Genomic DNA, 26940 nt, shown 5'->3' on the forward strand with positions numbered 1-26940 from the left:
TTATTTATCATCACTGAAAAGGTGACAGAGTAACAGTGACTACAACCCGCCCATCAGGGTGTATTTCGTTTCTAAGTATTCATCAATACCTTGCGCTGCACCCTCGCGGCCAAGTCCTGATTCTTTAATACCACCAAATGGAGCAACTTCGGTTGAAATTAGCCCTTCATTCACACCAACCATGCCGTATTCCAAGGCTTCACTCATTCGGAATGCTTTTGATAATGATTGGGTATAAATATAAGCCGCTAAGCCTGAGTCAGTATTATTCGCGCGTGCAATGACATCGTCGTCGTCACTGAAAGTAAAGGCCGCAGCTAAAGGGCCAAAGGTTTCTTCTGTTGCGACTAACATGTCATCTGTCACATCACGTAAAACAGCTGGCTGCACAAAATGCGTTGATGACTTTTCTTGGCTGCCATACAACAGGGTTGCCCCTTTCTGTACTGCATCATGAATATGAGCTTCAACCTTTTCAACCGCAGAACGATTGATCATCGGGCCAATATCTACCCCTTCAATGAAGCCATTACCCATCACAAGAGATGATACTTTATCGGTTAGCATCTTCATAAATCTATCGTAAACACTTTCATGTACGTACAAGCGATTTGCACACACACAGGTTTGCCCAGCATTGCGGAATTTTGCCACCATATAACCGGCGAGTGCTTTTTCTAAGTCAGCGTCGTCAAAAACAATAAATGGCGCGTTACCACCTAATTCTAGCGACATTTTTTTCACCGATGCAGCGGATTGCGCCATCAGTAATTTGCCAATTGCTGTCGATCCAGTGAATGAAATTTTCCGTACTGTTTTATTGCTAGTCAGCTCACCACCTATCGCCACAGCATCACCCGTTACCACACTAAACAAACCTTTAGGCAAGCCTGCTTGTTCTGCCAAAGCAGCTAGAGCTAACGCAGTAAATGGGGTATCAGGCGCTGGTTTTAATACCACGCTACAACCAGCAGCGAAAGCAGGACCACATTTACGTGTAATCATCGCGGCGGGAAAGTTCCAAGGGGTAATCGCCCCCACAACACCAATCGCCTCATGGCTCACTAAGATCCGCGCATCAGGTCTATGGCTCGGTATCATTTCACCTCGAATACGCTTTGCTTGTTCGGCATACCACTCGATAAAACTGGCCGCATAGGCAATCTCAGCTTTTGCCTCTGTTAACGGCTTACCTTGCTCTGCCGTTAAAATTTCGGCCAGAGCCTCACTGTGCTGTTGGATTAAATCAAACCAACGACGTAATACTTGCGATTTTTCTTTTGCTGTCGTTTTTCGCCAGGATTTAGACGCGATATCAGCAGCATTAATCGCGCGCTGTGTTTCAAGTTGACCACACTCAGGCACATGCCCAAGAAGGCTGCCATCGGCAGGGTTATATACGGGCTGATTACTGTTAGAGTCGGCATCGCACCATTGGCCTGCAATGTAAACTTGCTGCTTAAAAATAGTATGCTGTTGTAGATTCAATTTATGCACTTCATCGCCCTCACTATTTGTTATACAAATATATTACCCTACACTCACCGCATAGCCAGCGAGAAAGGGCCATTAAGCCACTTAAGGATACCTTTTCAGCACAAGTTAATCCTATTCGACACCTTCCAAATTCAATGCCGATTTCCTGCTTGTTTTATAATCATCTTTGGAGCGGCTTGTGGTTATCTAAATAGCGGTCTACATGGTGGGTCTAACGTCGGATCTAAGTGGCAAATTTAGAATGAAAATAACATAGCCACCATTAAAACAAGCAACAGTAGTACAAATTACCTGTTTCAGATGGAGGAAATTGAGACCGCAGTCTATTCTGTATAAGTACACTTTCATGGAAAGCAGCCATGGCAGAAAAAACAAGAACAATCAAAAAAGTTCGTTACGGTCTGAAATCAGGATCAATGACAGCTTATATTCAAAGTGGCGAGATAGAAGAGCTCAATCCTTTTGCCTTATGGGATCATTATCAGGCAAAAAATGTCTGCCAACCGGTTGGATTAGACTTTCATGGTCACTCAGGTGTTAACACAATCACCTATCCAATATGCGGCCATTTACGCCATGTTGACTCGACAGGTAGCCAAACTTCACTTGAGCCTGGCGATGTTCAAATGATGCTGGCTGGTAATGGTGTTATACATAAAGACACCTTAAAACCGACTGATGGAGGACGAGTAGAAACCTTCGCCCTTTGGGTATTACTGCCTGCTAACGACGTTGAAATGTCTGACGCCAAAAGCCTCAAATTCACCGCTGGTGACTTACCGATAATAGAAAAGAATAACGTAACCACTAAAGTGCTGATCGGTGAGTTAAACGGAATACAAAGCCCGATAACCTCCCCTTCACCTATTCTTGTACTTGACGTAGCCATCGCCCCCTATAGCCAATGGGAGATCCAGCCAAACGAACAACTGACGGCAGGGTTTATATTTATACATTCAGGCAAAGCGTATGTCAGCAGTACCGAAGTGCATGCCAACCAAATGGCTATATTTACGCCTTCCGACAACAGGATTGAAGTACGCACTGGCCATTGTGGTTGCCGCCTTCTTCTCGCAATAGGGCAGCCGTTGAACCAATCAATTGTTGCCACTAGTACATCGGTACACACTTCGATTACTCTTCAAAAAGAATCACAGCTATACATTAAACAATTACTTAAAAAGAGAGGCCCTAATTCCAACGGGTAACAACACAAACAACTCGAGGAGTTAACGAGCTTAACGTTTCGTAAATGGGTCCTTAAAAATAAAAGCAATATTGCATCACCAATTAACCATTTTTTAATGGCGTTCAGTTGGAGCATGCATCAAACTTTAAATATCCTTTCTTGCTGACACCTGAAAATGAGTCACAATCAACTCAATACAGTAATAGCACTTAATAAAAAACTTTAATCATGAGAAGAAAAAAAACCTTAAAATACCTAGTGGGAATTTAACTATTTTAATTTCACATATTATCCTCAATTAAAGAACCGCCACATATTATTACCATCTAAATATGTAATTTTAGCGTTTGATACTTTCTTTTATAAAAAAGAACTATGATAAAATTTCTTCACTCAATAACTTATTTAGGCAATGTTTATCCTGTGGTTATTACAGCGCGTTTATCTTTCCCATTTTACTTCCTTGCTTTATTTTCAAGTATCGCTTTCGCACATGCAGATAAACAACCATTAGAGCTTAATACTCTTATCTCATTAAGCCTGGATGAGCTATCTAACATTGAAACAACTGTTACCTCTGCGGCAAAGAAGAGCCAAAACATCTCAGAGGTACCTGCCGCTATCTATGTTATTTCGAGTGAGCAAATTATACGCAGCGGTGCTCGATCTGTGGCCGATGCACTAGCGCTCGCACCAGGTGTTACCGTCAACAAAATTAGCGAATATAACTGGCAAGTATCGATTCGAGGCTTAAACGAAGTACTCTTTAATAAGGCACTGGTAATGGTCGATGGGCGCAGTGTATTTAGCCCATTAATGTCTGGCACTTTTTGGCACACAGTCGACATGGTGATGTCCGATATTGATCGTATCGAAATTTTGCGTGGTACCGCAGGTACTATGTGGGGGGGTAATGCGACAAATGGCGTAATTAATATTATCACTAAAAGCAGTAAAGAAACCCTAGGTCAACACCTTGAAATAGCCGCTGGTGAGCATAACTATCAAGAAGTCAGCTACCGTCATGGCTTTACCCTTAATGAAAACACTACTGCGCGCATTTTTGTTAAGGGGGTAAAGTCGGACTATTACTATGATAACGACGATCCATGGCGTAGCTATCGAGGTGGTTTTCGCTCTGACTATCAACAAGGTAGCAATGCAGTCACTCTTCAGTTTGGTGGTTACCACAATGTTTCTGAACATGACTGGGAGAATTATAATCTAGCGACTACGCCACCTCAACTCATCCCCACCCAGCTGGTTGATTACTCACGCGGCGGGTACATCAGCGTAGATTGGTTTCAGAATAACGATAAAACCGATTATGAAATGCATATTTGGGCTGATAGTAATTCAAAAGTTGAGCCCTCTTCTAAAGGACAATTCTCGACACTTAATTTCGATGGGTTAACACGTACTCGCCTAACCGATAGCCATGAATTAACGACTGGCGGCGGTGTCCGCTTAATACATCGCAATGTCGCACCATATACAGATGATTATTATGCGAAACTTGAACCAATCGGACGCTACAGTAATGACCCTATCAATACTGACGCTATTTATAACCTGTTTACTCAACTTGAAAGCCAGCTAAGCGATAACATTACGACAACCCTAGGCGTGAAAGTCGAACATTTCACTTTAAACAATACGACGGAAATTCAACCTCAAGCCCGCATCACCTATCAATACTCGCCTTTACAGCAGTTTTGGGCGGGTATTGGTCGTGCAGTAGTAACACCCGCAAGTGTTGAGTCACTGACCGATGGTTATCGCTTAGGGAAAGTAATAGCAGCCGATCATGAAGGGTCAGGGTATTACCGCTATTACGACGGTCTTTTCTTTACCATGGGCAACCCTGACATGAAGAATGAATCTGTCGTCACTCTAGATGCGGGCCATCGCATATCACTGACACCGGAACTAAACATCGATAGCACTGTCTTCTTCAGTAATTATCAAAACCTGAGAATGCTAGAAACAGGAAGCGAACCTTGGATTTGTGCCTATGGCCAGTGTAATGATGGTACAAAATTACCGAACAACTTGTTCATCCACGAAACTGAATTCGGTGATCGATTGAATGCAAACAGTTATGGTTTTGAGACGGCTATTCGCTGGCACCCCCATCAAGATTACATATTGAATACCAGCTATAGTTTTATTAATACCGAGGCTTATTGCAGTGGTAATATGAGCTGTGCTGATGATGCAATGAGCGGAGCGAAAGCGACCTATAACCACCAACCCGCACATTACCTTTCCGTTCAGTCATTGTGGAGTATAAATGCAAATTGGCAGTTTGATGTATGGTTTAAGCATAAGTCGAGTGTCGACTCTGATATCACTTACGGCGACGGTTCAAAACCATATTCTGCGCCAGAAGTCACAACAGTCGATGTCAGACTGGCTTGGCAAAAAAAACCATCATGGCCAAAAGTCGAATTTATTATTGATGCTCTAAACAAAGCGCCTTATTCTGATATGCCCAACAAAGCTCGAATTGGTGAAACCGCTTACTTACGCAGTTCATGGGATTTTTGATTGATTATGTGGCATTCTTTTCACGCACTGTATCGTGTTTACTCTCACGCACTTAAGCACCCAGTACAAACGCTGCTACTTTTTGTATCCAGCTTATTATTGAGTGGCGGGGTTAAAGCCGAGCAAGGTAGTGCTTATGATGATTACCAAATCAAGGCGGTCTATATCTATCGCTTTGCTAGCTTTGTGCGTTGGCCTCAAGCACCTGATCACCAAATTCAATACTGTGCCTATGGTGCTGATAACATCAGCCAAACATTGCATCAGTTAATATTAAACGATCTTACCGCCAACAAACGGCTCGTGTTCCACTATATAGATAATCTATCCCAAGCAGCACAATGTGAACTGGTGTATATCAGTCCATCTCAGTTTCCTATCCGCCACGACATCCCGAAATTATCTGGCGTACTCACTATCAGTAGTTATCCTGATTTTATTGATTATGGCGGCATGATCGAACTACGCACCGACAAAAGACGTATTCGGCCGATCATTGCACTCGATATCATCAAACAAGCAAATATGGCCATTAGTTCACAACTACTGCGTATTTCGATCATCGAGAACAGCCTAGCCATCAGCCAGCAAAGGGCTCTCACCATAAAAGAGCAACCATTGATACCGAGAGGTCGCTATGCGCCACTGGCTCAATAGCCTCTCACTTGGGCAAAGGATGTCACTCCCTATTATGGGCTTCATCTTATTGGTTTTTTTAAGTTTTCAGGTAGTAACCTACCAAACTTTCATCAAGAAAGAACGAGCAAATCTAGTCAGCCGAATAGAAATTCTCGCTCAAGGTGTGGGGATGAATCTCACCGCAGCCATACTGTTTGATGACAGAATTGCAGCCCAAGAAATACTGTCTTCATTTAAGGCAGAGTCGTCTATTTCCTTAGTAGAACTTAATGATGGTTCCCTGCTAGCAAAATATATAAATGATGATATCGATTACATTAGGCCTACTGAACAACAGCGTATTATCACCAAGCAGCAAGGTGCCCATTTTGGGAATTATATGCTGTATATTGAAGTCCCTATAGCTTATGCGGCAAACAGTGAAGCAAGCCTTTTTATCGCAGTATCACTCGAACATCTCCACCAGCTGCAAATAACTCAACTGCAATACAGCTTATTTCTTTTTCTCCTTTATCTCGTCGTATGTGGCTATATCGTCAATCGTCTTCAAGCTTGGGTAACAAAGCCAATAGCTGAACTGAATAAGGCAATGAGATCAATTGTTCACGACGATACGAAGCAGCACTTCACCCCAACAGTCACAACAAACGATGAACTAGGAGAGCTCGCGAGCTGCTTTAACGAGATGCAGCTAAAATTACAAGAGCGCGATAAAAAGATACGTCTAACATTACATCAATTTAGCCAAGAAAAAGTATTTGCAGATGAAGTGGTTGCAACCGTTCAACATGCTCTGTTAGTCATAGATAAAAGTGCAACCATCACTCTCGCAAACGATGCTTGTTTCGATGTTCTTGGTGTACCGCAACGAAGTGCTATAAAACAAAACTTTGTTACCTTACTGCATCCACAACAACCTGAACGTTTTAAGCAGCAGCTAGAGTTAGTGCTATCGAATAAACAGCATTTCAACCATTATGTGATTAAATGCCACTGCTCCAATACAAACACAGAACGCACACTTCAGATAGTGAGTCGCCCTCTTTATCATCAGAAAAAGTTCTTATTTGCCATTGAAGATATAACCAAACAGCATCTTGCCCAAAAACAACAGCGTCTCGCGGCAAATGTTTTTGATAGCAGCCAAGATGCCATTATCGTTATGACCCAAAGTGGCATTATTGAAATGGTAAACCCAGCTTTTGAAAACTTGATTGGTTTTGAACCCAGAGAAGTGATTGGCAAGCATTTTCATAGCTTGGTGGATATGAGCTCTTACCGATTAATCGAAAATCATGTACGCCAGCACTTAAACGCCCGTAATTTGTGGCAAGGTGAATACCATCAACTACGCCGAGATGGTTCCACCATTCCGTTATTATTACGTGTGCATCGACTAACCGAGCCTCAAAGTGGTGAAAGTCAGGTTGCTATTGTCGCGTCGGATTTACGCTTCATTAAAGAGAATGAACGTCTAGAACGCTTAGCATCACACGACTCATTAACCAATCTGCCTAATCGAAGTAAGTTGCACTCTCATATTCAAAACTTACTGAATCAACAACAAACGACGCAAGCGATCTTCGCCGTACTTTTTATCGATCTTGATGGTTTTAAAGATATCAATGATACCTATGGACACGATGTGGGTGATAGTGTGTTAAAGATTGTGGCAGCCCGTATGTCTCGCACGATTAGGCAGGCAGATATTGTAGGGCGGCTGTCTGGGGATGAATTTATTACCGTGCTCAACCATGTGGCAGACTCAAGTAAAGTGGAACAAACAAGCGAGCGTATCTTGCTAAAACTTCAACAACCTATGAGTCTAGATGAAAAAATCATTAATCTCGGGGCCAGTATCGGTTGTTACTATGTACACCCAGGTGAGTATCAAAACGTGGATGATATTTTAAGACGAGCCGATAAAGCTATGTATGAAGCCAAAAGAACCGGCAAAGGGAAGGTCGTTATTTTCAACCCACTGACCACTGTGTCTACAATAAAAACAAAACAGCCCCGCTAAAGCGAGGCTGTACTCATTAGTGCTACACGGAAATAAGATTAACGCTTATTTCTCACGATGGCCTAACGTGCAAGTACCATTTGATTGGAACCAAATTACTTGTGTTTTCTTACGGCCAATAAGCATTGGGCCATCATCAAAGAATAAGAAATTCTTCCAGTTACGTTTAAACACGCCCCATTTAGTTTCAATTAGGTTGTATTTCTCGTAACAGAAAAAGACGGTGGTATTGTCTTCCCAATCAATGAAATCAAGAACCTCTTGCGGCAATTCAGGCTCGTCATTATCCCATGCATTCTGCCAGTCAATCGCAGCTGACCACATTGCATCATTGGCAGCCCAATCACCTTTCTCAAAATGATCCGCGTCGGGACTTTGGCGACTAATATGATCGCGCCAAATGTCAGAAGATCGTGCTTGGGTAAAAGGACGGATAAGCGTGAGATCATCTTCCGCTACAGGCATAGAAGCATGTGTGAAGATCCACTTACGGGTGTAACTATCTAATTCTACGTAGTTCATTCGTCGACCTGAATTCTATTGACGCAGCAATGTACCTTAGTCAAACGAGATGTTCCAGCACTCCCTTATTATATTCAATTGATCACAGCCCAAAGTCAGTATCTAACCAACCTTGAGCATGCATATTTCCGTACCTTTGGTTATTCTACAGAGCTATTTGGCATCCCACTGATTACTGACCCAACCGCCGACCTGCTCATCGAAATGATTATCTGAATAGGTCTGATGCTGTTCAACAATTCCTTCACGATGTGCCCGAGTTTCGAGTAAATGAGAAATATGATTTGCCATCGGATCATTATTCGACGTTAACTGCTTTCTAATCGCCACTTCCTTTATCACTTGAAGTCGATAAGCGGAATTCATTCTCTTCATTACTCTCACCTCTTTTGAGAAACCCAAATAAAAATAGAAGCTCGACTTTAAATCGTCAAATAAGCATCATGAAAACGTCATTTCAACTGACTAACGATAAGAGCTACAAAAACAACACCTTAGAAAACAGGTTGAAATGCACATCCCAAAGCATTCGTATGGTTGATTTTAATCAATTGAAAAATAAGAAAAAAACAGGGTTAGATTTCGGTTATTTTTTTTGTTATTTTTTTATGTCTCGCGTCACCTGACTGTCACGTAATACTATAGCCAATCGTAATCTATGATTTTGAGTGGCAAGCTACATCACAGATTGCTAACGTTATTATTAGGATTTCATTTTTAGGACGGTTTTTTTGCGTTTTTTTATCATACTTATCTTTCTTGTTTCACCTATCTTCTCTGTGCAAGCCATCCCTTTGCCCGAGCTTCATCAGTGCAATAAAACACTGACTTATCAGCTGTACTTCAGTGGCCTAAAAGTAGGAACGCTGTCTCGACATGTACATTGGCGTGGTAATAAAGCAAAAGTGTATGCCTACGGGAATGCCGATGTTTTAGTCACCTCAAGTAAGTACAAAAACCAAACCGAAATGGAGTGGTCTGATGCGCACCAATCATTCATTACCCACTCTTTTGAGCAGAACATTTCTGGCCTTCTTTCACGTAAAGCCACAGGGACATTTAGTGCTAACGGTCAGCAATCAACCATCATAAAAGATGGTGAAACCACACAGTATAATGACCCTGATTTTCCTCTGCTTGATGGCGATACACTTGGTGCACAACTTCGCTTATTACTTATCCAAGGTAAAACCAAATTTGATTTCAAAATGCAGAGCACAAGCAAGGTCAGTCACTATTTTTTCGAAGTATTAGGCTCAGAAAAAATCGCAACGCGCTATGGTGAAGTCGAGACTTTAAAAGTCAGACAGACAGAAGTAGACGATAGACAAATAGATATGTGGTTTGCACCGAGCCTTGATTACCAATTGGTCAAAGCAAAATATAAGCGCAATATCCTTAAATTAGAAGCCGAATTGGTTAGCATGAAAAAAGAATGTCCACCAACCCTTTCAGCAAAAGCTACGCCAACCAAGTAATGAGCATACCTCGAATAACAAAAGCCAGTAACAATCAGTACTGGCTTTTTCAATTATTTAGCAAACACTTTGCCACCAATCATTTTAAAGGCTGGTGTGCCTCTTACCAAAGTATCTCGCGCAAATTCAGTCTCGCACTGAGGGCAATGGCAGGCTTTAACCGTAAAATCTGTTGTTATGCGTTCTTTAAAACATTTAACTAACGCACCTTTGCCGCCTTTACGATATTTAAATAACTGTGTTTTACAATTAGCACAATACACGTCAACGGTTTTGGTTGGGCCTTTCTTATTCGGTTTTGCCATCTGGATTACACGCGGACAGAACGAAGAAGCTGATCAATAATCGGCAAGTGAGCATCAACAACCCCTGCCATGTTGCCATATTTAGGCTGATGACGATCATTTTCGAAAGCGTGATGCCAGCCTTGGGTTGAAGATACAAAATACTCGGCAAAAGAATCAGAGATAGATAAACAGCCGGCTAAAACAGTATCTACATAGGTCTGCATGATAGGCTGGACTACACAAGGTGCGAGTGGTTCATCTTTCACGTAAACCCACACATCACCAGCAAGTGATTGATCACAGTTTTGTAGTGCGACATCTTGGCTATCAATCTTAATTCGATGATAGCCATGCTCTCGCTTATCAAATTCAGCCAGCGCAGATCTGTCTACCTCGACAATAACACCATTGCATTGGCCTGCTTCAGGAACCACAATCAATGGCGAAATTTTGTAGCTACCATCCACTTTGCTCCAGTGACGCTGTAGGCCATTCACCATTGCTGGTGTTGCACGGCCTGTTTGTCCTGTACGTGAACGGGAATGATCATTGATCAAGCTACCATAGCCAAAGATATACATTACTACTCCTAAAAAGACAGACCAAAGAAGCGCGAAAACTGTTGCCATTCTTGCGTTAACAAACTGACATCACCACGCTGAAACCTCACCACTTTACCCGGTGGCGATTGAGCCAGTTTAGCCATATCTACACGTGCTACACAACCTATTTTCGGGTATCCCCCTAATGTTTGCCTGTCGTTCATCATTACAATGGGTAACCCATCAGGTGGTAGCTGCACAGCACCATATGCAATCCCTTCAGATATAATCCCTTGGCTTTCTTCCCCTAGCGACTCACCTTCAAAACGGCATCCCATTCGATCACTGCGGGGGCTCAATGTATAGCTGTTAGTATAAAAGTGCGTTTTAAACGTCGAAGAAAACTTTTCAGCTTGATACGATTCAACCACACGTAAAACTAACGGTTGGCTGTAATCGGGAATACATCGACTTGGCGCTGAAAGCGGCAAAAAGTCACCATTCGGAACATGATGCTCCTCGCTAACAGATAGCTGATCACCAATGGCTAAAGGTAACCCTTGCTGCTGCCCGTGCTGCTTTTCATGCAGTAAACCGCCTAACTGGTTACGTACTACTGTCGACACACTACCTCGTACAGGCACTACATTGAATCCACCTTTGACCGCTAAATATGTTCGTAACCCAGCACGAGGGTATCCTAAAGACAGAGTTTCACCCTGACGTAATACAAATGTCTGCCACGGTATAACTGCAGCGCCATTTACTGACTCGCTGCTAATTGTCGCACTGCAATCCGCCCCCGTTAATACACAACAAATATTCGCATCTGTTGTAATACTTAACTGACCAAATGTAATTTCGAGTTGCGGGGCATTCGCATCATTCGCTAATAAGTAATTCGCCCAGCAATAACCATGCATGTCGGCAGCGCCACCTTGGCTTAAACCAACAGCAGCAACACCCAATCGCCCAGAATCTTGAATTAAGGTATGCATGCCAGCTTTGAGTACATTTATTTTTGCCATAACTGCCCACCTAGCGCGATATAGGTTTGACGATCGATCGGTTCGAACTGCACCTGATCACCAATATCAAAAGGTGACATAGGATCAGTATTTGGATCAAAGAGAGACTGCGGACAGTTACCAATAATCTGCCATCCCCCTGGAGAATTTGCAGGGTAAATGGCCGTTTGTTCGTTCGCTATACCTACACTTCCAGCTGGAACAAAATGGCGAGGAGTTACTAAACGTGGTGTCGCTATACGTGCATCAACGGACGCTAAAAAAGCAAACCCCGGAGCAAAGCCAATGGCACATACGGTATAACGTTGCTGACTATGAGAACGGATTACTTCATCAATCGTTACTTGCGCATGCTCAGCTACCGTCACTAAATCAGGCCCTACACTCACATCGTAATACACAGGCAAAACAATTTGCTTCCCCTGTAATACAGCTGTTTTGCTGAGCTTTTGACTATCACCCGTAAAATCACAATCTTGATAGATTGTCTCTAACTGAGCAATAAATCGCCCTATCTCAGGCTCGGCACAGTGTTCAGGGGATAGTTGTAATAACAACGAACAATACGATGGGGTTATCTCAATCACAGCAGGTGATAGCGCCTCCTTGATCCGTTGAACGTAATGCGCGATTTTAGCCGCTAGCTCAACATCTATCTTGTCAGCAAAATAAACCATCAAGGTTGTTTCTGATATTCGCTCAATACGCATCATGGTTTGATCACCTCATGCAGCGTCTGAATTAAGGCGATTGAGGCATCGTTATCACCATGGACGCAAAGCGAATCCGCTCTGAGTTGAAGCTTCGAACCGTCAGAGGTTGTGACATAACCTTGAGTAAATTCTTTCGCTTGCTGCACGATACGATCGCGATTGTGGTGAACCGCTTCAGGCTGAGAACGGGGAACAAGAAAGCCTTCTGGCGTGTAAGCACGATCCGAAAAGGCTTCAAATAACAACGCCACCTTATATTGCTCGGCAATACGCTGATAGTTCTGGTTATCAGGTCGCGACAAAACCATGAGCTTTATCGGAGGGATAAACCCTGAATTCATCCCTGCTATCGCGGTCAATATCGCGATAAAAATAGATTCATCCGCCATCATATCGTTATATAAAGCACCATGTGGCTTCACATAGCTAATTTGTTGACCGTGCAATTGGCAAATAGCGTTTAACGCACCAGCCTGATACGCCACCAGCTGTGTAATAGATTCTGCACTGTGGGGAATACTTCGTCTGCCAAACCCTTCCTTGTCGTTATAACCAGGATGCGCACCAATTTCGACGCCATACTGACAAGCACAAGCAACCGTTTTAGCCATTACATCAGGATCGGAAGCATGAAAGCCGCAGGCGATATTTGCCATATTGATCCATGGCATAACAGCATCATCACGCCCCATAAGCCAAGGGCCAAAACTTTCTCCCATATCGCAATTAAGCTTCATGACACGCCTCACCAAATGTTAACTGATTGTTTACATTAAATGATAAGCGGAAAAGAGTTACAAGAATAACAACCTGAAGATGAGATATTTACCATTGGCAATTTTAAAGCTGGTGCTGGACTGTCATGTCGATACGACCTTTACCACTCCTTGGCAAAGGCACTTACGTCACAATAACTTAGAGTGACAATTTGTAATCATTCGTTTATGCTTTTCAACTGAGTTATTCGCTAAGAATAATATCCGCTTCAATGTAGTCCAAGTCATCCTGGTACTCAACTTCATCAATAACGGCATCTGTTATTGCATCATCACATTCAGCTTCTGCAAAAGCACCATCAACAACACCAAGGGCACTGCCAGCCGCTGCACCAGCCCCTGCATCGCCTGCTACTGCGCCGATAACACCACCAACAACGGCGCCTTCTACGGCATCGGTAATCACGTTACCGCCATCACATACAGCCCATGATGAAGAACTGAATAATACGGTGAGTAAAAGTGCTGCGATTTTTGTTTTCATATCGTTAAACCTTACCTTTGTTTAGATGCACTAAAGGTAAATAATTTAATGCGTTACAACCAATTAGGTTCTGTAAGTCGCACTTACAGTCATTGGGAAGTTGTAAAACGGTTCGGTGGTTTATGACAAGGTTAGAAAATGGAGTGGGTGTGAATAGGTTCAGTACCGCATGAAAATAGAGATATCGTCATAAATCGCAGGCAGTAAAAAGCCCCGTCATTTCTGACGGGGCTTCTTATTTGGAGCGACACACGAGGCTCGAACTCGTGACCTCAACCTTGGCAAGGTTGCGCTCTACCAGCTGAGCTAGTGTCGCATTGCTGCATAAATGCAGACTTAATAGATGGTGCCCCGGGCCGGACTTGAACCGGCACAGCGCGAACGCCGAGGGATTTTAAATCCCTTGTGTCTACCAATTCCACCACCAGGGCACGCAATTCTTTATTGCGATGCTCCTAACCAATGTGCTCTTAATAAGAGCGGTTAGACACCATCTTACAAGTAGCCTGCCAATGTAACGTGACTACTTTTACAAAATTTGGAGCGACACACGAGGCTCGAACTCGTGACCTCAACCTTGGCAAGGTTGCGCTCTACCAGCTGAGCTAGTGTCGCAGATCAAATCGAATGGAGGCGCGTCCCGGAGTCGAACCGAGGTACACGGATTTGCAATCCGCTGCATAGCCACTCTGCCAACGCGCCATGCCTTCTTTCGATTTACCGCTTAAGAAAGTAACTCTCCGTTACGGTATGGGATGCATTCTACGGATTGTTGCGTTTGAGTCAACAGAAAATCTTTAAAAAAAATTTAGTCGACTGATATATGTACAAATTATCGAATAAAAAGCCGTTTTCTCTCGTTACAAGCGATTCAAAAGCAACGAAAGCCCTCAAATACAATTATGAAGCCCTTAAGTTCACATAGCTATCACTCGGAATAAAAGCAACAGTGACGTTAATCGTTAACAAGCTCAACCGCTTCACGCACTAAACGACCAATCTCTTCCCAATCGCCCGCTTCAATCAGTTTAGGGGCAACCATCCAAGTGCCACCACAGCAAAGTACACGGTCAACCGCTAAGTAATCACGAATGTTAGCTTTACCAATACCACCTGTAGGCATGATAGCAACATCGACATACGGTGCTAACAGCGATTTCACCATATTGATGCCGCCCGATGCTTCAGCAGGGAAGAACTTCAAGAAGGTTAAACCCAACTCCAGCGCTTGCTCAATTTGGCTCGGATTATTAATGCCAGGAACAAATGGGATCCCTTGCTGCTGACAGTAACGTACGGTATTGGGGTTCAACCCAGGTGCCACAATGAACTCAGCCCCTGCATCTTTGGCTTTATCTACTTGCGCCGCATTCAGTACTGTACCAGCACCAATACACATTTGTGGGTAAGCATCACGCATTGCTCGAATAGCATCAGCTGCTGCGTCTGTACGGAAGGTCACTTCCGCCACTGGTAACCCATTCTCGACTAACACTTTCGCTAACGGTACAGCTTGTTCAACATGATTAATCTGAATAACGGGAATAACTTTGAAGGCTTTTAATTGTTCAATAAGAGCTTGAGACATGTATCTATATTCCTTAAATAATTTCTTTCATAGCTTCAAGAGGAATAATGGCACCAGGGTATTGAATAACAACAGATGCAAGTTGATGTCCAAGCTCTGCTGATGATGAAGCAGACTCGCCACTTAAACGCGCAGCTAAGTACCCCGCTGCAAATGAATCACCCGCTGCACAAGTATCAATAACTTTTGTCACTTTATTGGCTGCGATATAGGATGTTTCAGCAGCATCTGTTTGTAATTGAGTCACCACCATGCAAGGCTCTGCACCGCGCTTGATCACCACTTCTTGGCAACCATATTCCTGACAACGCTCGACAATATCGCTGTCTCCCCATATTCGTTGATCATCGTCTTCTGTAATCAAGGCGATATCAACAAAAGGAAGAATCTGAGCATACCAATATTGTGCTTGTTTCTCTGTCCATAACTGTGGCCTGAAGTTGTTATCAAATAACACCTTCCCGCCATTTTTCTTATGTTTTTCTAGTAATGTAACCAGTACTGCTTTCGCCTCTTCTGACAAAATGGCTAAGCTGATGCCACTGATATACAAGGCATCTACCTGCTTATTTTCAACCGCAACTTCAAGCGGTGAAGACGCCAGTTCTGAAAAGTAAAATTTAGCAGCACTGTCATTACGCCAATAGTGAAAATGGCGCTCACCGCAAGGTTCGGTTTCAACCAAATATAAACCTGGAAGTTTATTATCCAAGGTGCGTACTAAATCAGTATTAATACTTTCTGCTTTCCATGAAGCCAACATATCTTGTGAGATATTATCGACACCTAACGCTGTCGCGTAACTCACATGAATATCACGTTTTTTACCTAAGCGAGCCATATAAAGCGCGGTATTTAAGGTGTCACCACCAAAGGTGCGCTGCAATGGTTGACCACTCAGTTCCACCATACATTCGCCAAAAAATGCAATTTTCACACTGTCACCTTTGTGCTTGGTTGTAGTAATAATAAAAGGGTAGTCGTTAAACGTTAATTGTCCGCAGCGGCAAACGATGTATTCGCTTGCCGCTTTAGCATATTATTCCGTGAATATAGTTAAGCTAAGGTGGTTACAGTTAATGATGAATTCTTAATGTGACCCCGTTGACTCTCGACGGGAAAAGTTGCGATAAACCCCAAATCCAAAGAGCAAAACAAGCAGTAATGGACCCAGCCACAACACGTACGTATTAGGCGCAAATTTGGGTTTATACAGTACAAAATCACCAAAACGGCTGGTCATAAAATCAATGACTTCTTGGTCTGTTTTCCCAGCATTAATCATTTGATAAACCTTCAAGCGCAAATCTTTTGCCACCGGTGAATTCGACTCAATCAGGTTCTGGTTTTGGCACTGAGGGCAACGCAATGTTTTTGCTAATTCCATCGCTCTTTGTTGTTCTGTTCTTGAGCGAAACGAGAATGTCTCCACACTTTCAACCAAGCGTGCATCTGCCGCGACAAATACTTGCGGTTCAGCAAAACTAGAAGGCAACATCAGGGCTAGCCAAGCAAGAAAAATAGCCTGACTAACTCTTAATACATACATAGTCGATTTCACCATCGTCTTAACCTTGTTGTTGCGCATTTTTTTCTAACAATTCGAGCTTTATTGTTTCGACAACAGGTGCAAACTGCTGTTGCCATATAGCTTCATCCATCGCCCCTACGTAACGCTGGCGAATAATGCCTTTAGGATCAATCAGCATGGTTTCGGGCGTGCCGTACACACCTAAGTCCAATGCTAATTCACCGAGAGGATCATAAATAACAGCACGGTAGGGATTCCCTTCTTCTGTTAATGTCGCCACAGCAGACGATCGCTTATCGCGGTAATTCAAGCCAACGATAGACATACCTTGTTGTTGCAATTCGAGTAAGAAGCTATGCTCTTTTTTACACACGCCACACCAAGATGCCCATACATTCAATAACTGCATTTTACCTTGTAGCAAAGATTGATCGACGGTAGGTACAGAAAAAGTACCTTCACTAAGCTCTCCTTCTAACAAATTAATCAGTGAAAAAGCAGGGACGGGCTGACCTGCCAGCGGTGAAATTTCAACACTTGTCGGCTTTTCCAATGCATAAACCAAAACAATGCCAGCGAGCACTACTCCTAGCAGCGGTAAAAAACGAACTATCTTCACTTATTTTGCTTCCAAATAATTTGATTTTCAGGCAACTGCGCCACATCAACAGCACTAATCTTAGTTTGAGAACTCGCATTAATACTTTCTGCCACCCATTTTCGACGCATGGTCAATCGGGCGATAACAGAAAGTGCCCCGCCTAACATCATCAGAATTGCACCTACCCATAACCAACGAACAAAAGGTTTATATTGGATACGCACAGCATAATCCGTTGCATTAAGCTTTTCGCCCAATGTTATATAAACATCGCCATTCCACCACCAACGGATACCTGGCTCGCTCATGTTCATTGTGCGCACCGTATAATGACGACGCTGAGGTTGAATGAAACCCATCGCTTTATTTTTTGCAAAATGATCTAACTTAGTAAGCTGAATATTGGCTTGCTCCGCAGTGTAGTTCGGCCCTATCAGTAATTCAGTATCTAAATAATCAAATTGGAAATCGTTCAGTATCGCTGTATCACCAGGTCCCATTTTTCGGCTGATTTCATGAGAGTAATTGCTGACTAAAGTGGCACCTATCACGGTCACAGCCACCCCAACATGAGCAATAAGCATCGCGAGTTGACGCAAACGAGGGCGGGCTTGTGTATACATAGGATCATGACCCGGCTTACACTCGGTATTGCTTTCAGTCTCTATCCGTTTATTGTGCTGACTTTTTTGATAAGAAGGCAGCAGTATCAAAGACTGCAAAGCGGTAAGAATAATCCATAAGGCACAAATTAACGCCCCACACACGACTAAGTTCACACCACGCTCAAACAGCACCGAAAGTACCACACCACCAATAATAGAAGCTGATAAAGGCGCCAGTAAACGGGTGATCAAGAAGTCTTCTGCACTGGCGCGTAGTCGAACTAATACCCCCAGGCCCATCACAAAAAACGTCACCATACTGAGCGGCACAAACATGCTATTAAAATAAGGAGCACCTACAGAGATGCTCCCTAAGCCAAAGGCTTGAAAGATCATCGGGTAAAAAGTCCCGAGCAAGACAGTCAAGGTTGCAACAGCCAATAAGCTATTACCTACTAAAAATGCAGCTTCACGTGATAACAGCTCAAAGTTCATCGCTTGGAGGTAACGCTCACAGCGCAAGGCATACAAAGTCAGCGCTGCAATTAACATTACCGCCAGAATCATCAACAACACTAAGCCACGTGTAGGATCAACCGCAAAAGCATGCACTGAGGTCAGAACACCCGATCGGACAATGAAAGTGCCTAATAAACTAAGAGAAAACGTGAAAATCGACAGTAATAAACTCCAACCAACCAAAGAACGTCGTTGCGCGGTCACAATCAATGAATGCAATAACGCAGTCCCTGTAAGCCATGGGAGTAACGATGCATTTTCAACTGGGTCCCAAAACCACCAGCCGCCCCAGCCTAGTTCGTAATATGCCCACCAAGATCCTAAAGCAATACCTCCTGTCAGAAAGACCCAAGCGGATAATGTCCAGCTACGACTGAGCTGGGCCCATTGCCACTGTGGTTTCTCAAAGGTAAGTGCCGCGACTGCAAAAGCAAAGCTGACAGCAAAGCCGACATAGCCTAGGTACAACATGGGCGGATGAAAGATTAACCCAACATCTTGCAACATTGGGTTTAAATCTCGTCCTTCCAACGGCACAGGAAATAGTCGCTCAAAAGGGTTCGAAGTGAGTAACGTGAATAAAGTTAACGTCGCCACTAATGCAGCAAGAATAGCGAGAACTCGCGTAATAAAAATATGTTGGGCAGGCTTATTATGGTAGCAAGCAGCGACTAACGCAGCCCAGCCACTGAGTGAAAATACCCAGAAAAGAAAAGAGCCTTCATGGCCGCCCCACACCGCTGCGACTTTAAAGAAAATGGGTAATTGTGTATTAGAGTGATGCGCGATGTACGCAACCGAGAAATCATCCGTCGCAAAACCTACCGCCAGCAAAACGATAGATGCCAAGATAGAGCCAAAAGCGCCATAACTTAATGGCCACACATAGCGAGTAAGGTATGGCGCTTTCATTTTCACGGCAACAACTGGCATCAACGCCGCCAGTAACGCGAAAGAAAAACCGAGAATTAACGAAAAGTGTCCAATTTCAGCCAGCATAAAGTGTCCATATTGTTCTAAAACAAACAACAGCACTAAAACGATTAACAACGTTATCAACCAGAATTAGCACTGCTGTTTTTATCTTACTGATGCCATTTATTACTAACAATACATGCTAAGCAATGGTCATTTGTCCGGCATAAAGCACAAACGTACGCAACATTAATACGCCTAGTAAACTCAACGTTGTCACTAGCATAATAAAAGCTTTATTGTGTTTCACCCCTGAAGGGCTCACCGCATTTAACCCCAATGGTAATAGCATTCCTGCGCCGATCACACCATACCAGAACCATGACGCCCAAAAACCACCGCCAATCGCTGCTATCGCGGCCGCCTCTTTCTGACCACCACCGAAGTAAAGACCACTGAAAAATGCAAACAGAACAAACAACTCAAATACCACAACAGGGCGTTCAAACTTATGTACCCATTTCACACTAGGGCTAGCCACCGACTCTTTAAAGAACACCACACCAAACATCAAACACGCGGCTGCGCCAGATGACAGGCTTGAGAACAAGAAAAGTATCGGCAATACCGGATTATTCAGTAATGGGAAGGTCTTTAGTGCTGACAATAAGAAGCCAGTGTATGCCGCAAGCATCACCGCTAAGAAGCCAAGAAATAGTTCAATCGCGTTTTCATAACGCGTGACATATTGCATGACTTTGCCAACGATCGGTAAGCGCCCATTAAGAAGTTTCAGCAAATCATCTTTGTAGATAGTGGCAATCCAAGCAAACAAAACCACCATATACACTTGGAATAAGATCACCCCCATCGACATCACTGATGTTGGGTTATAAAAGATCATGATTTTCCAGAATGACCAAGGTTTGGTTAAGTGGAAAACTAAAATCAATAACCCCACAATAATGCCAAATGGCGCTAAAATTGCGGTTGCTTTAATGATGCCATTCGTCGATGGGTGTCCCTGAATTACCTTACGTTTTAGATAAATAGAGATCATGACGGCACCGGCTGACATACCTGCTAAAAACAGGTAAATAGCAATGATCCAGTCCCATACTAACGAATCAAAATAGAAGGCTTCTGCAAAGGCTGTACTCATCCTTTTATCTCCCCTTTTTGATGCGGCACTTTATACAACTGCGGTTTAGTACCGAGTTCTACTTTGTCGCGATAGACAGTTTTTTGCGTGATGAGCTGTGAAACTTCACTTTGAGGATCATTCAAATCACCAAATGTCAGTGCCTTAGTAGGGCAAGACTCGACACAGGCGGGTTGTTTACCTTCAGCAAGGTTTGTTTTACGGCAAAAGTCACACTTATCAGCAGATTTTGTTTCAGGGTGGAAGAAACGAACTTGGTAGGGACAAGCGGCAAGGCAATAGCCACAGCCGACACACTTAAACGCATCGACATCTACTATGCCCGTTTCTGGGTCTTTAAACGCCGCACCTGTTGGGCACACATACACACAAGGTGCATTTTCACAGTGCTGGCAAGAAACACGGGTAAACTTGTAATCTATATTGGGATACTCGCCCTGTGGTTCACTTCGCACAATTTCTAATCGCGACACACCTTCAGGGACTTTATTGACCTCTCGGCATGCTTCTGTACAGGCAGTACAGCCAATACAGAGCGTTTCATCATGCACCATACCATAGCGTTTATCGCCATCTTCCATGGTTGCCGCAAGTGTTTTGCGGCTCATTACTGCTTGTCCTGCCACGCCCGTTGTAAAAATAACGGCACCTGCGCCAGCAAGGAAATTACGTCTTGAACACGTCATAGTCTTCTCCTATTTGGCTGCTTTAGCTTTCGTTTGATCGGCATGACAATCAACACACATCTTAATCTTGGAAGATTGAGTGATACCTTTCATTGGATCAGCCGTCGGATGGACGTTATGGCAAGACGCACATGATAAGTCGAGCGCATGTACATCATGCGTCCAATTCACTTCACGAAGATCGTCTGGCTCATGGCAATTGGTACAGGTCTCATTTTGCTTTTTGATCCATAGCGGATCGGCTGCAACTTTTTGTGTACCAGCAATAGATTGAGATGGCGCGAATTTAGTCACTTGCGCAGCGCCATCACGGTGGTTTTCACCCACGTTACTGTGACAGTCTACACAACCCACTTCACGACCTGTTTGCGCATGAATTGCATTAGCATGAGCACCAAGCAATGCATCTTTAGTGTCTTTATGACACTGCGTACAAGCGTAATCGCGATCCCTTATGAATGTTACTACATGCTGTTTCGCAGAATCAGAAGCAAGATGAGGAACGTTAGCTGTTGTGGCATCTTGTTGTTCTGAGTCGGCGGCAACATTGAGGGAGAAGCCTGCAATACCAATCACAACTAATAACGTTGTAAATGCACTGACGGCCATTTTATAAATACCCATTGTTCACCTTTTATATTCCATTTTTGTTTGCTAGTTACAAACAATCGGTGCTTTCAGTTACTTATTATTTAACTGGCTGAAAAATACGCTCATATATGAATAAGCACATAAATCAAAGTCCAATGGAATCCATTCTCATTTACAACAAACATTAGCCACAACGCTTAACAATGCCATTTAACTATAAAACAGAAATTAAAAACTTGATCTGTATTTTAAATAGCCATTAAGTAGCATTGGGAATGAACTTTTAATGATTAAGATCAAACCAAAAAAATACGCTAATTATATGAATTAGAAAGAAATATAAAACAAATTCAACGCTAAGTTATCGCCAGACAGGTAAATACCCCTTTAGGGTTAAAAGTAGGTATTTACTGGTGAGTTCACACAGATGAAATTACATAATTGATCCAAAACAAGTCGCTATTAACTTTTAATAACAACTTTACATTTTTTGTTATTATTCTTTTTGGAACTCCAACTTTATTTGCATATTAGCCGCACTCACAACGCTTGGCTCTTTTTACAATAAAATCTGGAGTAATAACCGTGAGTAAAAAATGGACGCTAAATAGTGCCGTTACGGCAATCATATTGTCAGCGTTTTGCTTTACAGGGAGTGCGCTGGCTTCCACTGAAACCGAACAAAAACAACAAATAGAACCACGAAATCACGTATTTGCAGAAGCTCATGCCGAACAGTATAAAAGCTGGGAAGCAACCAAAAACAGTGAAGATATCACTGATGCCCTACAAGAAGACCCTAAAATGGTCATTCTTTGGGCGGGTTATGGCTTTGCAAAAGACTACAACAAAGCACGTGGCCACTATTATGCTGTAACTGATGTTCGCGAAACCCTACGTACAGGCGGACCAAAAGACGAAAATTCTGGCCCAATGCCAATGGCTTGCTGGAGCTGTAAAAGCCCAGACGTCGCACGCGTTATCGACGATCGTGGCGAAGATGGCTACTTTGCAGGTAAATGGGCTCGCTTAGGCAGTGAAATCAACAACTCAATCGGTTGTTCTGATTGTCACGACACCAGTAGTGAAGATTTCGCACAAGGCAAACCTGCTCTTAAACTTTCTCGCCCTTATGCTGAACGCGCTATGGAAACCATCGGCATGAAGTTTGAGGATCAATCACGTTTTGATCAGCAAGCTCAAACCTGTGGTCAGTGTCATGTGGAGTACTACTTCACAGGGCCAAACAAAAGTGTGAAATTCCCATGGGATAAAGGCACTACAGTTGATGAAATGGAAGTGTACTACGACGAAATCGACTTTAAAGATTGGACACATGCCGTTTCTAAAGCTCCGATGCTAAAAGCACAGCACCCAGGCTATGAAACATGGCGTGAAGGCATTCACGGCAAAAACAACGTTGCATGTGTAGATTGCCATATGCCAAAAGTACAAAACGAAGACGGTAAAGTGTATACCGACCATAAAATTGGTAATCCATTTGATCGCTTTGAAGACACTTGTGCACAATGTCATACCCAGACCAAAGAAAAACTGCAAGGCATTGTTTCTACGCGTAAAGCTAGTGTGGTTGAGCTTAAGCTAACGGCTGAAAAACAAATAGTAGCAGCACACTTTGAAGCGAAAGCGGCGTGGGATGCTGGTGCAACAGAGCAAGAAATGGCCCCTATCCTACGTGATATTCGCCACGCTCAATGGCGCTGGGATTACGCAATCGCATCTCACGGGGTACACATGCACGCACCAGAAGTCGCGTTACGTATCTTAGGTACTGCGATTGACCGTGCAACTGATGCCCGTACCAAGGTTGTTCGTTTACTTGCGACCAAAGGTATTACGGCAGAAATCCAGATCCCTGACATCTCGACTAAAGAGAAGGCACAACAAGTGCTAGGTATGGATATGGATGGCATGAATGCAGAGAAAGAAGCGTTCTTAAAAACCGTTGCTCCAGAGTGGGACAAACAAGCAGAAGCACGTGAAGCTAATTACTAGTTTGTGTAGCTAACGAATTCCAACCAAGCAGTAACCATTAAAAATCGGCACTCTAACGTGCCGATTTTTTTATCCATGACTTATCAATAATGGCATTAACTTGCACTTTCTCCTCCCCTATACAACAATTAACTCAATTGCATAACAACTATTAGATGTTCACTTAGTTGCTATCTTGTTTCAGGGAGAGAACATTATGGTGCGATCCACACTATTACGTATAACCGTGACTTTCTTACTCGCTCTTTTCTCGATTACTAGTCAAGCGAATTTAATCACCAACGGTGGTTTTGAAGACATAGATGTACCTAATAATAGCTGGCGTTTTTATTCGCAAGGTACACCAAATCTTGCGTGGCAAGGGTCTAATGTCGAAATATGGGACTCATTATTTGGTTTCGAAGCGTCTGAAGGCGAACAATACGCAGAGCTGAATGCTCACCCGAATCAAGGCATATTTTCAATCAATCAAACCTTCAATACCGTCACCGGTGGGATCTACAACTTATCGTTTGATTACTCTGCACGACGCAACAATCGTAATGAACAATTTGAAGTTAGCGCTGGGGATTTTACTCAGATTTTGTCTAGCAACGTTCGCTTTAATTGGAATGATTTTGCCACTGAGTTTACAGCATTAAACAACTCAACGACCCTTACGTTTACCTCTTTGAACAGAGGCACATTGGGGAATTTATTGGATAATGTCGTGGTAACGACTTCTCGGTTACCCATTCCAGAACCCGATTTAATCTTTCCGCTGATTTTGCTTATTGCCTTTGCCCTATTTCGTTATCAATACCATAGAGCGCGTAAATCACACCGTTTTAACCGCTGATATAAATCATCATTGCCCAATCGAAAAAAAACGCCTGTCATAAACACAGGCGTTTTTTATAATCAAAATTAGAACAAACGCATAAAAATAGAGGCTTGATGCCGACTTCTCGTGAGCCTCTAGCATGCCTTTAGATAATAGAGAAACTACATCATTTTCTTAGCGCGATTAATGGCAGTAATTAAAGCCACGCGATCAGCATCTGGATGCTCACTATCAAGAATTTGTACCCAAGTATCTATCGCTTTTTGGTAACGCGCGGACATAAAATATTCAGAACCAAGTAAGGTTAATGCTGGAAAATTATTAGTGTCTAATACTAATGCACGATCTAATAGCTGTTGAATATCTGCCGTAATTCGCTGGCCATTTTTGTAATACAAAGCTGTCGCCAATGCTGAATAGATATTGGCTTGAGGATCAATACTCAAACGTCTGGCATAATCAAATGAAATTACCGCTTCCTCAAAAGCATTGGTATACATATACGCATTGCCTAATGCATACCATAGTTCGCCGTCTTGTTTATCTTCAATGATTTTTGCTTGAATCGCTTTAATTCGCTGTTGATTCACTTCGTCAGTCGACAACCCCGAAAATTCATCAATTGGGTGGACTAAGGTGTTGGCTTTATAAGTAAAGTTAGGAGTCCCCAAAAAGGCATAGCCAACCATAGATACAGAGGCGAGACACAAACAAATGAGTATTGGCACTTTTCGCGATTCTGATGAGTGATTACGCACATGCCACCCGATAATAATAGCGGCAATGACTATCACGACAGTAATGATCGTGGCCCATATTTCTAGTCCAATACTACTTCCTTGTTCCAACATCTCGCACCTATTTTTAAAACTGTAAGTAAGGTATACCACAGGCATCATTTTACGGTGCTAATGTGGATCAACTCATAAAAATAAAGGCAGCACTGAAGGCTACCTTTGTGATGTTGATCAGATGCCTACCTACGGCGCTCTAGTTAAACACGCAACTCGCCAAACAACCGATAATCCCAGACTTCGACTTCGCCAGTCACTAGACGTTTTTCGGCCGTATCACGCCATTTCTGAGTCAATTTGTCACTCGCTACAATTTTGGCTAAACCATCTGCATTCAAGGGATCATTGAAAAAATAATCAGCAACTTGCTTTACGGTTAACGCCGATTCATCACGGGATAATAAAACCAAATCATCATCTTGGCTTACATAACCCGTTTGAATAACACGGTACAACCAACCACAATAGCTAAGCTGTTGCATTTGCTCTGACATCCCTTCTGCGTTCCAACGAACATTCAGCTTATAGCATGGTGAACGTGGCTGGCTCACTTCGATAATCGCTTCGCCCCACTGATAGCGATCGCCAATACAGACAGTATGTTCTTTCATACCCACGGTGCTGATATTCTCGCCCATACCCGGCGCTTGCCAACCACGATCAGGAAACTGACTTTGCCAGTAGGCATAGTGCTCTGCTGGGTACTGGTGAAGTGCTCGCTCGACACCACCATGATGCTTAGGATCTGCACACTCATCGCCTTGCAAACCAACTTCTGATAGGAAAATACGCGCTGTCGCTTGCTGCTTATCGAGCGCCGTCTCAAAACCAAAGGCGGTATTTATTTTACCAACAGAAACTTGTTGTACTTTCACCGACTGAACCTGCGTTTTTCCTATCATTACTTATCCTTAACCTTCAATGACACTCTCACTGTTAACAAGAGCTCTCTATATTTATCAGATACAAAAAAGGCTCCGATTAGGAGCCTTCAAGTTAAGCCTTACAGCTCAAAGTCACTCATGTCGGCATCCGCCGCATCATCTTGGCGGGCCAAGAAAGCAACAAGGTCATCGTGACCACCGATGTATTTACCATCAAGGATAATTTGCGGCACTGTACGTACTGTTGTATTCGCAGCTTTTTCAATGAACTCAATCATTTCTGGCTTCTCAAGATCCGTACCTAGTACTAATGTTTTGTACTCTGTACCACGATCATCAAGAAGGTCTTTCGCTTTTACACAAAACGGGCAACGTGGCTGAGTAATTACAAGGTTATTAAAACCTGACAGTTGTTCGATAGTCATTGATGGTGTTGATTCTGACATAGTATTTAGCTCTGCTGTGGTAACAGTCTTCTGTTGAGGCTGACTTACATA

General features: G+C 43.1%; 27 protein-coding genes and 4 tRNA genes. 7 read left to right on the forward strand and 24 right to left on the reverse strand.

The window, feature by feature from the left end; all coding sequences use genetic code 11:
• Positions 1-39 precede the first annotated feature (39 nt).
• Entirely contained in the window at positions 40-1488 is a 1449-nt protein-coding gene (locus OCU87_RS11230) for an NAD-dependent succinate-semialdehyde dehydrogenase (RefSeq protein ID WP_315972486.1), read from the reverse strand.
• A 368-nt stretch (positions 1489-1856) separates the two neighbouring features.
• Here OCU87_RS11230 and OCU87_RS11235 point away from each other — a divergent pair, with 368 nt between their 5' ends.
• From OCU87_RS11235 to OCU87_RS11250, 4 genes are all read left to right on the forward strand, one after another.
• Positions 1857-2705 carry a pirin family protein gene (locus OCU87_RS11235; protein WP_261857167.1) on the forward strand — a complete coding sequence of 283 codons (849 nt, stop codon included), beginning with the start codon at positions 1857-1859 and terminating at the stop codon, positions 2703-2705.
• 356 nt (positions 2706-3061) lie between these two features.
• Positions 3062-5236 carry a TonB-dependent receptor plug domain-containing protein gene (locus OCU87_RS11240; protein WP_261857168.1) on the forward strand — a complete coding sequence of 725 codons (2175 nt, stop codon included), beginning with the start codon at positions 3062-3064 and terminating at the stop codon, positions 5234-5236.
• A gap of 6 nt (positions 5237-5242) precedes the next feature.
• Positions 5243-5893: a YfiR family protein gene (locus OCU87_RS11245; RefSeq protein WP_261857169.1), complete on the forward strand. Its 651-nt coding sequence runs from the start codon at positions 5243-5245 to the stop codon at positions 5891-5893.
• Positions 5894-6044: 151 nt separating this feature from the next.
• Positions 6045-7898 (forward strand): diguanylate cyclase domain-containing protein, encoded by a 1854-nt coding sequence (locus OCU87_RS11250; RefSeq protein WP_261857170.1) that lies wholly within the window; start codon positions 6045-6047, stop codon positions 7896-7898.
• 45 nt (positions 7899-7943) lie between these two features.
• Here OCU87_RS11250 and OCU87_RS11255 read toward each other — a convergent pair whose 3' ends face one another.
• Together OCU87_RS11255 and OCU87_RS11260 are read right to left on the reverse strand one after the other, a co-directional pair.
• Positions 7944-8420, reverse strand: a complete 477-nt coding sequence (locus OCU87_RS11255) for a DUF2947 domain-containing protein (protein ID WP_062690819.1) — start codon at positions 8418-8420, stop codon at positions 7944-7946.
• Positions 8421-8573: 153 nt separating this feature from the next.
• Entirely contained in the window at positions 8574-8795 is a 222-nt protein-coding gene (locus OCU87_RS11260) for a hypothetical protein (protein ID WP_062690818.1), read from the reverse strand.
• Positions 8796-9151: 356 nt separating this feature from the next.
• On the opposite strand from OCU87_RS11260, the gene OCU87_RS11265 reads away from it, so the two are divergent.
• Positions 9152-9898, forward strand: a complete 747-nt coding sequence (locus OCU87_RS11265) for a DUF3108 domain-containing protein (protein ID WP_261857171.1) — start codon at positions 9152-9154, stop codon at positions 9896-9898.
• 53 nt (positions 9899-9951) lie between these two features.
• Here OCU87_RS11265 and OCU87_RS11270 read toward each other — a convergent pair whose 3' ends face one another.
• From OCU87_RS11270 to nrfB, 18 genes are all read right to left on the reverse strand, one after another.
• Positions 9952-10203, reverse strand: coding sequence for a hypothetical protein (locus OCU87_RS11270; RefSeq protein WP_062690816.1), 252 nt, complete (start codon positions 10201-10203; stop codon positions 9952-9954).
• 5 nt (positions 10204-10208) lie between these two features.
• A complete protein-coding gene (locus OCU87_RS11275; protein WP_261857172.1) occupies positions 10209-10766 on the reverse strand; it encodes a gamma-glutamylcyclotransferase family protein in 558 nt (185 codons plus the stop codon).
• A gap of 8 nt (positions 10767-10774) precedes the next feature.
• The gene (locus OCU87_RS11280; protein ID WP_261857173.1) at positions 10775-11755 is read right to left on the reverse strand and encodes a 5-oxoprolinase subunit C family protein; all 981 of its coding nucleotides are present in this window, start codon (positions 11753-11755) and stop codon (positions 10775-10777) included.
• Positions 11743-12468 carry a 5-oxoprolinase subunit PxpB gene (gene pxpB, locus OCU87_RS11285; RefSeq protein ID WP_261857174.1) on the reverse strand — a complete coding sequence of 242 codons (726 nt, stop codon included), beginning with the start codon at positions 12466-12468 and terminating at the stop codon, positions 11743-11745. Before pxpB ends, OCU87_RS11280 begins: the two co-directional genes overlap by 13 nt.
• A complete protein-coding gene (locus OCU87_RS11290) occupies positions 12465-13205 on the reverse strand; it encodes a 5-oxoprolinase subunit PxpA (RefSeq protein WP_062690812.1) in 741 nt (246 codons plus the stop codon). The genes pxpB and OCU87_RS11290 overlap by 4 nt, the downstream gene beginning before the upstream one ends.
• Before the next feature lie 223 nt (positions 13206-13428).
• A complete protein-coding gene (locus tag OCU87_RS11295; RefSeq protein WP_062690811.1) occupies positions 13429-13728 on the reverse strand; it encodes a hypothetical protein in 300 nt (99 codons plus the stop codon).
• 240 nt (positions 13729-13968) lie between these two features.
• Positions 13969-14044 (reverse strand) — tRNA-Gly (locus OCU87_RS11300).
• Positions 14045-14072: 28 nt separating this feature from the next.
• Positions 14073-14159, reverse strand: a tRNA-Leu gene (locus OCU87_RS11305).
• Positions 14160-14267: 108 nt separating this feature from the next.
• Positions 14268-14343: transfer RNA gene (locus OCU87_RS11310), tRNA-Gly, on the reverse strand.
• A gap of 13 nt (positions 14344-14356) precedes the next feature.
• Positions 14357-14430 (reverse strand) — tRNA-Cys (locus tag OCU87_RS11315).
• Positions 14431-14683: 253 nt separating this feature from the next.
• Positions 14684-15316 carry a bifunctional 4-hydroxy-2-oxoglutarate aldolase/2-dehydro-3-deoxy-phosphogluconate aldolase gene (locus OCU87_RS11320; protein ID WP_062690810.1) on the reverse strand — a complete coding sequence of 211 codons (633 nt, stop codon included), beginning with the start codon at positions 15314-15316 and terminating at the stop codon, positions 14684-14686.
• A 13-nt stretch (positions 15317-15329) separates the two neighbouring features.
• A complete protein-coding gene (locus OCU87_RS11325) occupies positions 15330-16226 on the reverse strand; it encodes a sugar kinase (protein ID WP_241148943.1) in 897 nt (298 codons plus the stop codon).
• Between the two features lie 180 nt (positions 16227-16406).
• The gene (gene nrfF / locus OCU87_RS11330) at positions 16407-16814 is read right to left on the reverse strand and encodes a heme lyase NrfEFG subunit NrfF (RefSeq protein WP_241148942.1); all 408 of its coding nucleotides are present in this window, start codon (positions 16812-16814) and stop codon (positions 16407-16409) included.
• Positions 16815-16884: 70 nt separating this feature from the next.
• A complete protein-coding gene (locus tag OCU87_RS11335; protein WP_062690807.1) occupies positions 16885-17466 on the reverse strand; it encodes a DsbE family thiol:disulfide interchange protein in 582 nt (193 codons plus the stop codon).
• Positions 17463-19571 carry a heme lyase CcmF/NrfE family subunit gene (locus OCU87_RS11340; protein WP_261857175.1) on the reverse strand — a complete coding sequence of 703 codons (2109 nt, stop codon included), beginning with the start codon at positions 19569-19571 and terminating at the stop codon, positions 17463-17465. The genes OCU87_RS11335 and OCU87_RS11340 overlap by 4 nt, the downstream gene beginning before the upstream one ends.
• 118 nt (positions 19572-19689) lie before the next feature.
• Complete coding sequence (gene nrfD / locus OCU87_RS11345) at positions 19690-20649, reverse strand: cytochrome c nitrite reductase subunit NrfD (RefSeq protein ID WP_062690806.1); 960 nt, start codon at positions 20647-20649, stop codon at positions 19690-19692.
• Positions 20646-21335, reverse strand: coding sequence for a cytochrome c nitrite reductase Fe-S protein (gene nrfC, locus OCU87_RS11350; RefSeq protein ID WP_062690805.1), 690 nt, complete (start codon positions 21333-21335; stop codon positions 20646-20648). The genes nrfD and nrfC overlap by 4 nt, the downstream gene beginning before the upstream one ends.
• Before the next feature lie 9 nt (positions 21336-21344).
• Positions 21345-21959: a cytochrome c nitrite reductase pentaheme subunit gene (gene nrfB, locus OCU87_RS11355; RefSeq protein ID WP_261857176.1), complete on the reverse strand. Its 615-nt coding sequence runs from the start codon at positions 21957-21959 to the stop codon at positions 21345-21347.
• A gap of 552 nt (positions 21960-22511) precedes the next feature.
• Between nrfB and nrfA the strand changes: the two genes are divergently transcribed.
• Complete coding sequence (gene nrfA, locus OCU87_RS11360; protein WP_189337822.1) at positions 22512-23942, forward strand: ammonia-forming nitrite reductase cytochrome c552 subunit; 1431 nt, start codon at positions 22512-22514, stop codon at positions 23940-23942.
• Positions 23943-24138: 196 nt separating this feature from the next.
• Positions 24139-24780, forward strand: coding sequence for a DUF642 domain-containing protein (locus tag OCU87_RS11365; protein ID WP_261857177.1), 642 nt, complete (start codon positions 24139-24141; stop codon positions 24778-24780).
• Positions 24781-24926: 146 nt separating this feature from the next.
• On the opposite strand, the gene OCU87_RS11370 is transcribed toward OCU87_RS11365, so the two are convergent.
• The 3 genes from OCU87_RS11370 to OCU87_RS11380 form a co-directional block, all read right to left on the reverse strand.
• Positions 24927-25616 (reverse strand): TPR domain-containing protein, encoded by a 690-nt coding sequence (locus OCU87_RS11370; RefSeq protein ID WP_261857178.1) that lies wholly within the window; start codon positions 25614-25616, stop codon positions 24927-24929.
• A 143-nt stretch (positions 25617-25759) separates the two neighbouring features.
• Positions 25760-26461, reverse strand: a complete 702-nt coding sequence (locus OCU87_RS11375) for an MOSC domain-containing protein (protein WP_261857179.1) — start codon at positions 26459-26461, stop codon at positions 25760-25762.
• Between the two features lie 101 nt (positions 26462-26562).
• On the reverse strand, positions 26563-26889 hold the full coding sequence (locus OCU87_RS11380; protein WP_062690849.1) for a glutaredoxin domain-containing protein: 327 nt from the start codon (positions 26887-26889) through the stop codon (positions 26563-26565).
• Positions 26890-26940 lie beyond the last annotated feature (51 nt).

Origin of the sequence: Photobacterium sanguinicancri, assembly GCF_024346675.1 — a bacterium.
Lineage (GTDB): Bacteria > Pseudomonadota > Gammaproteobacteria > Enterobacterales > Vibrionaceae > Photobacterium > Photobacterium sanguinicancri.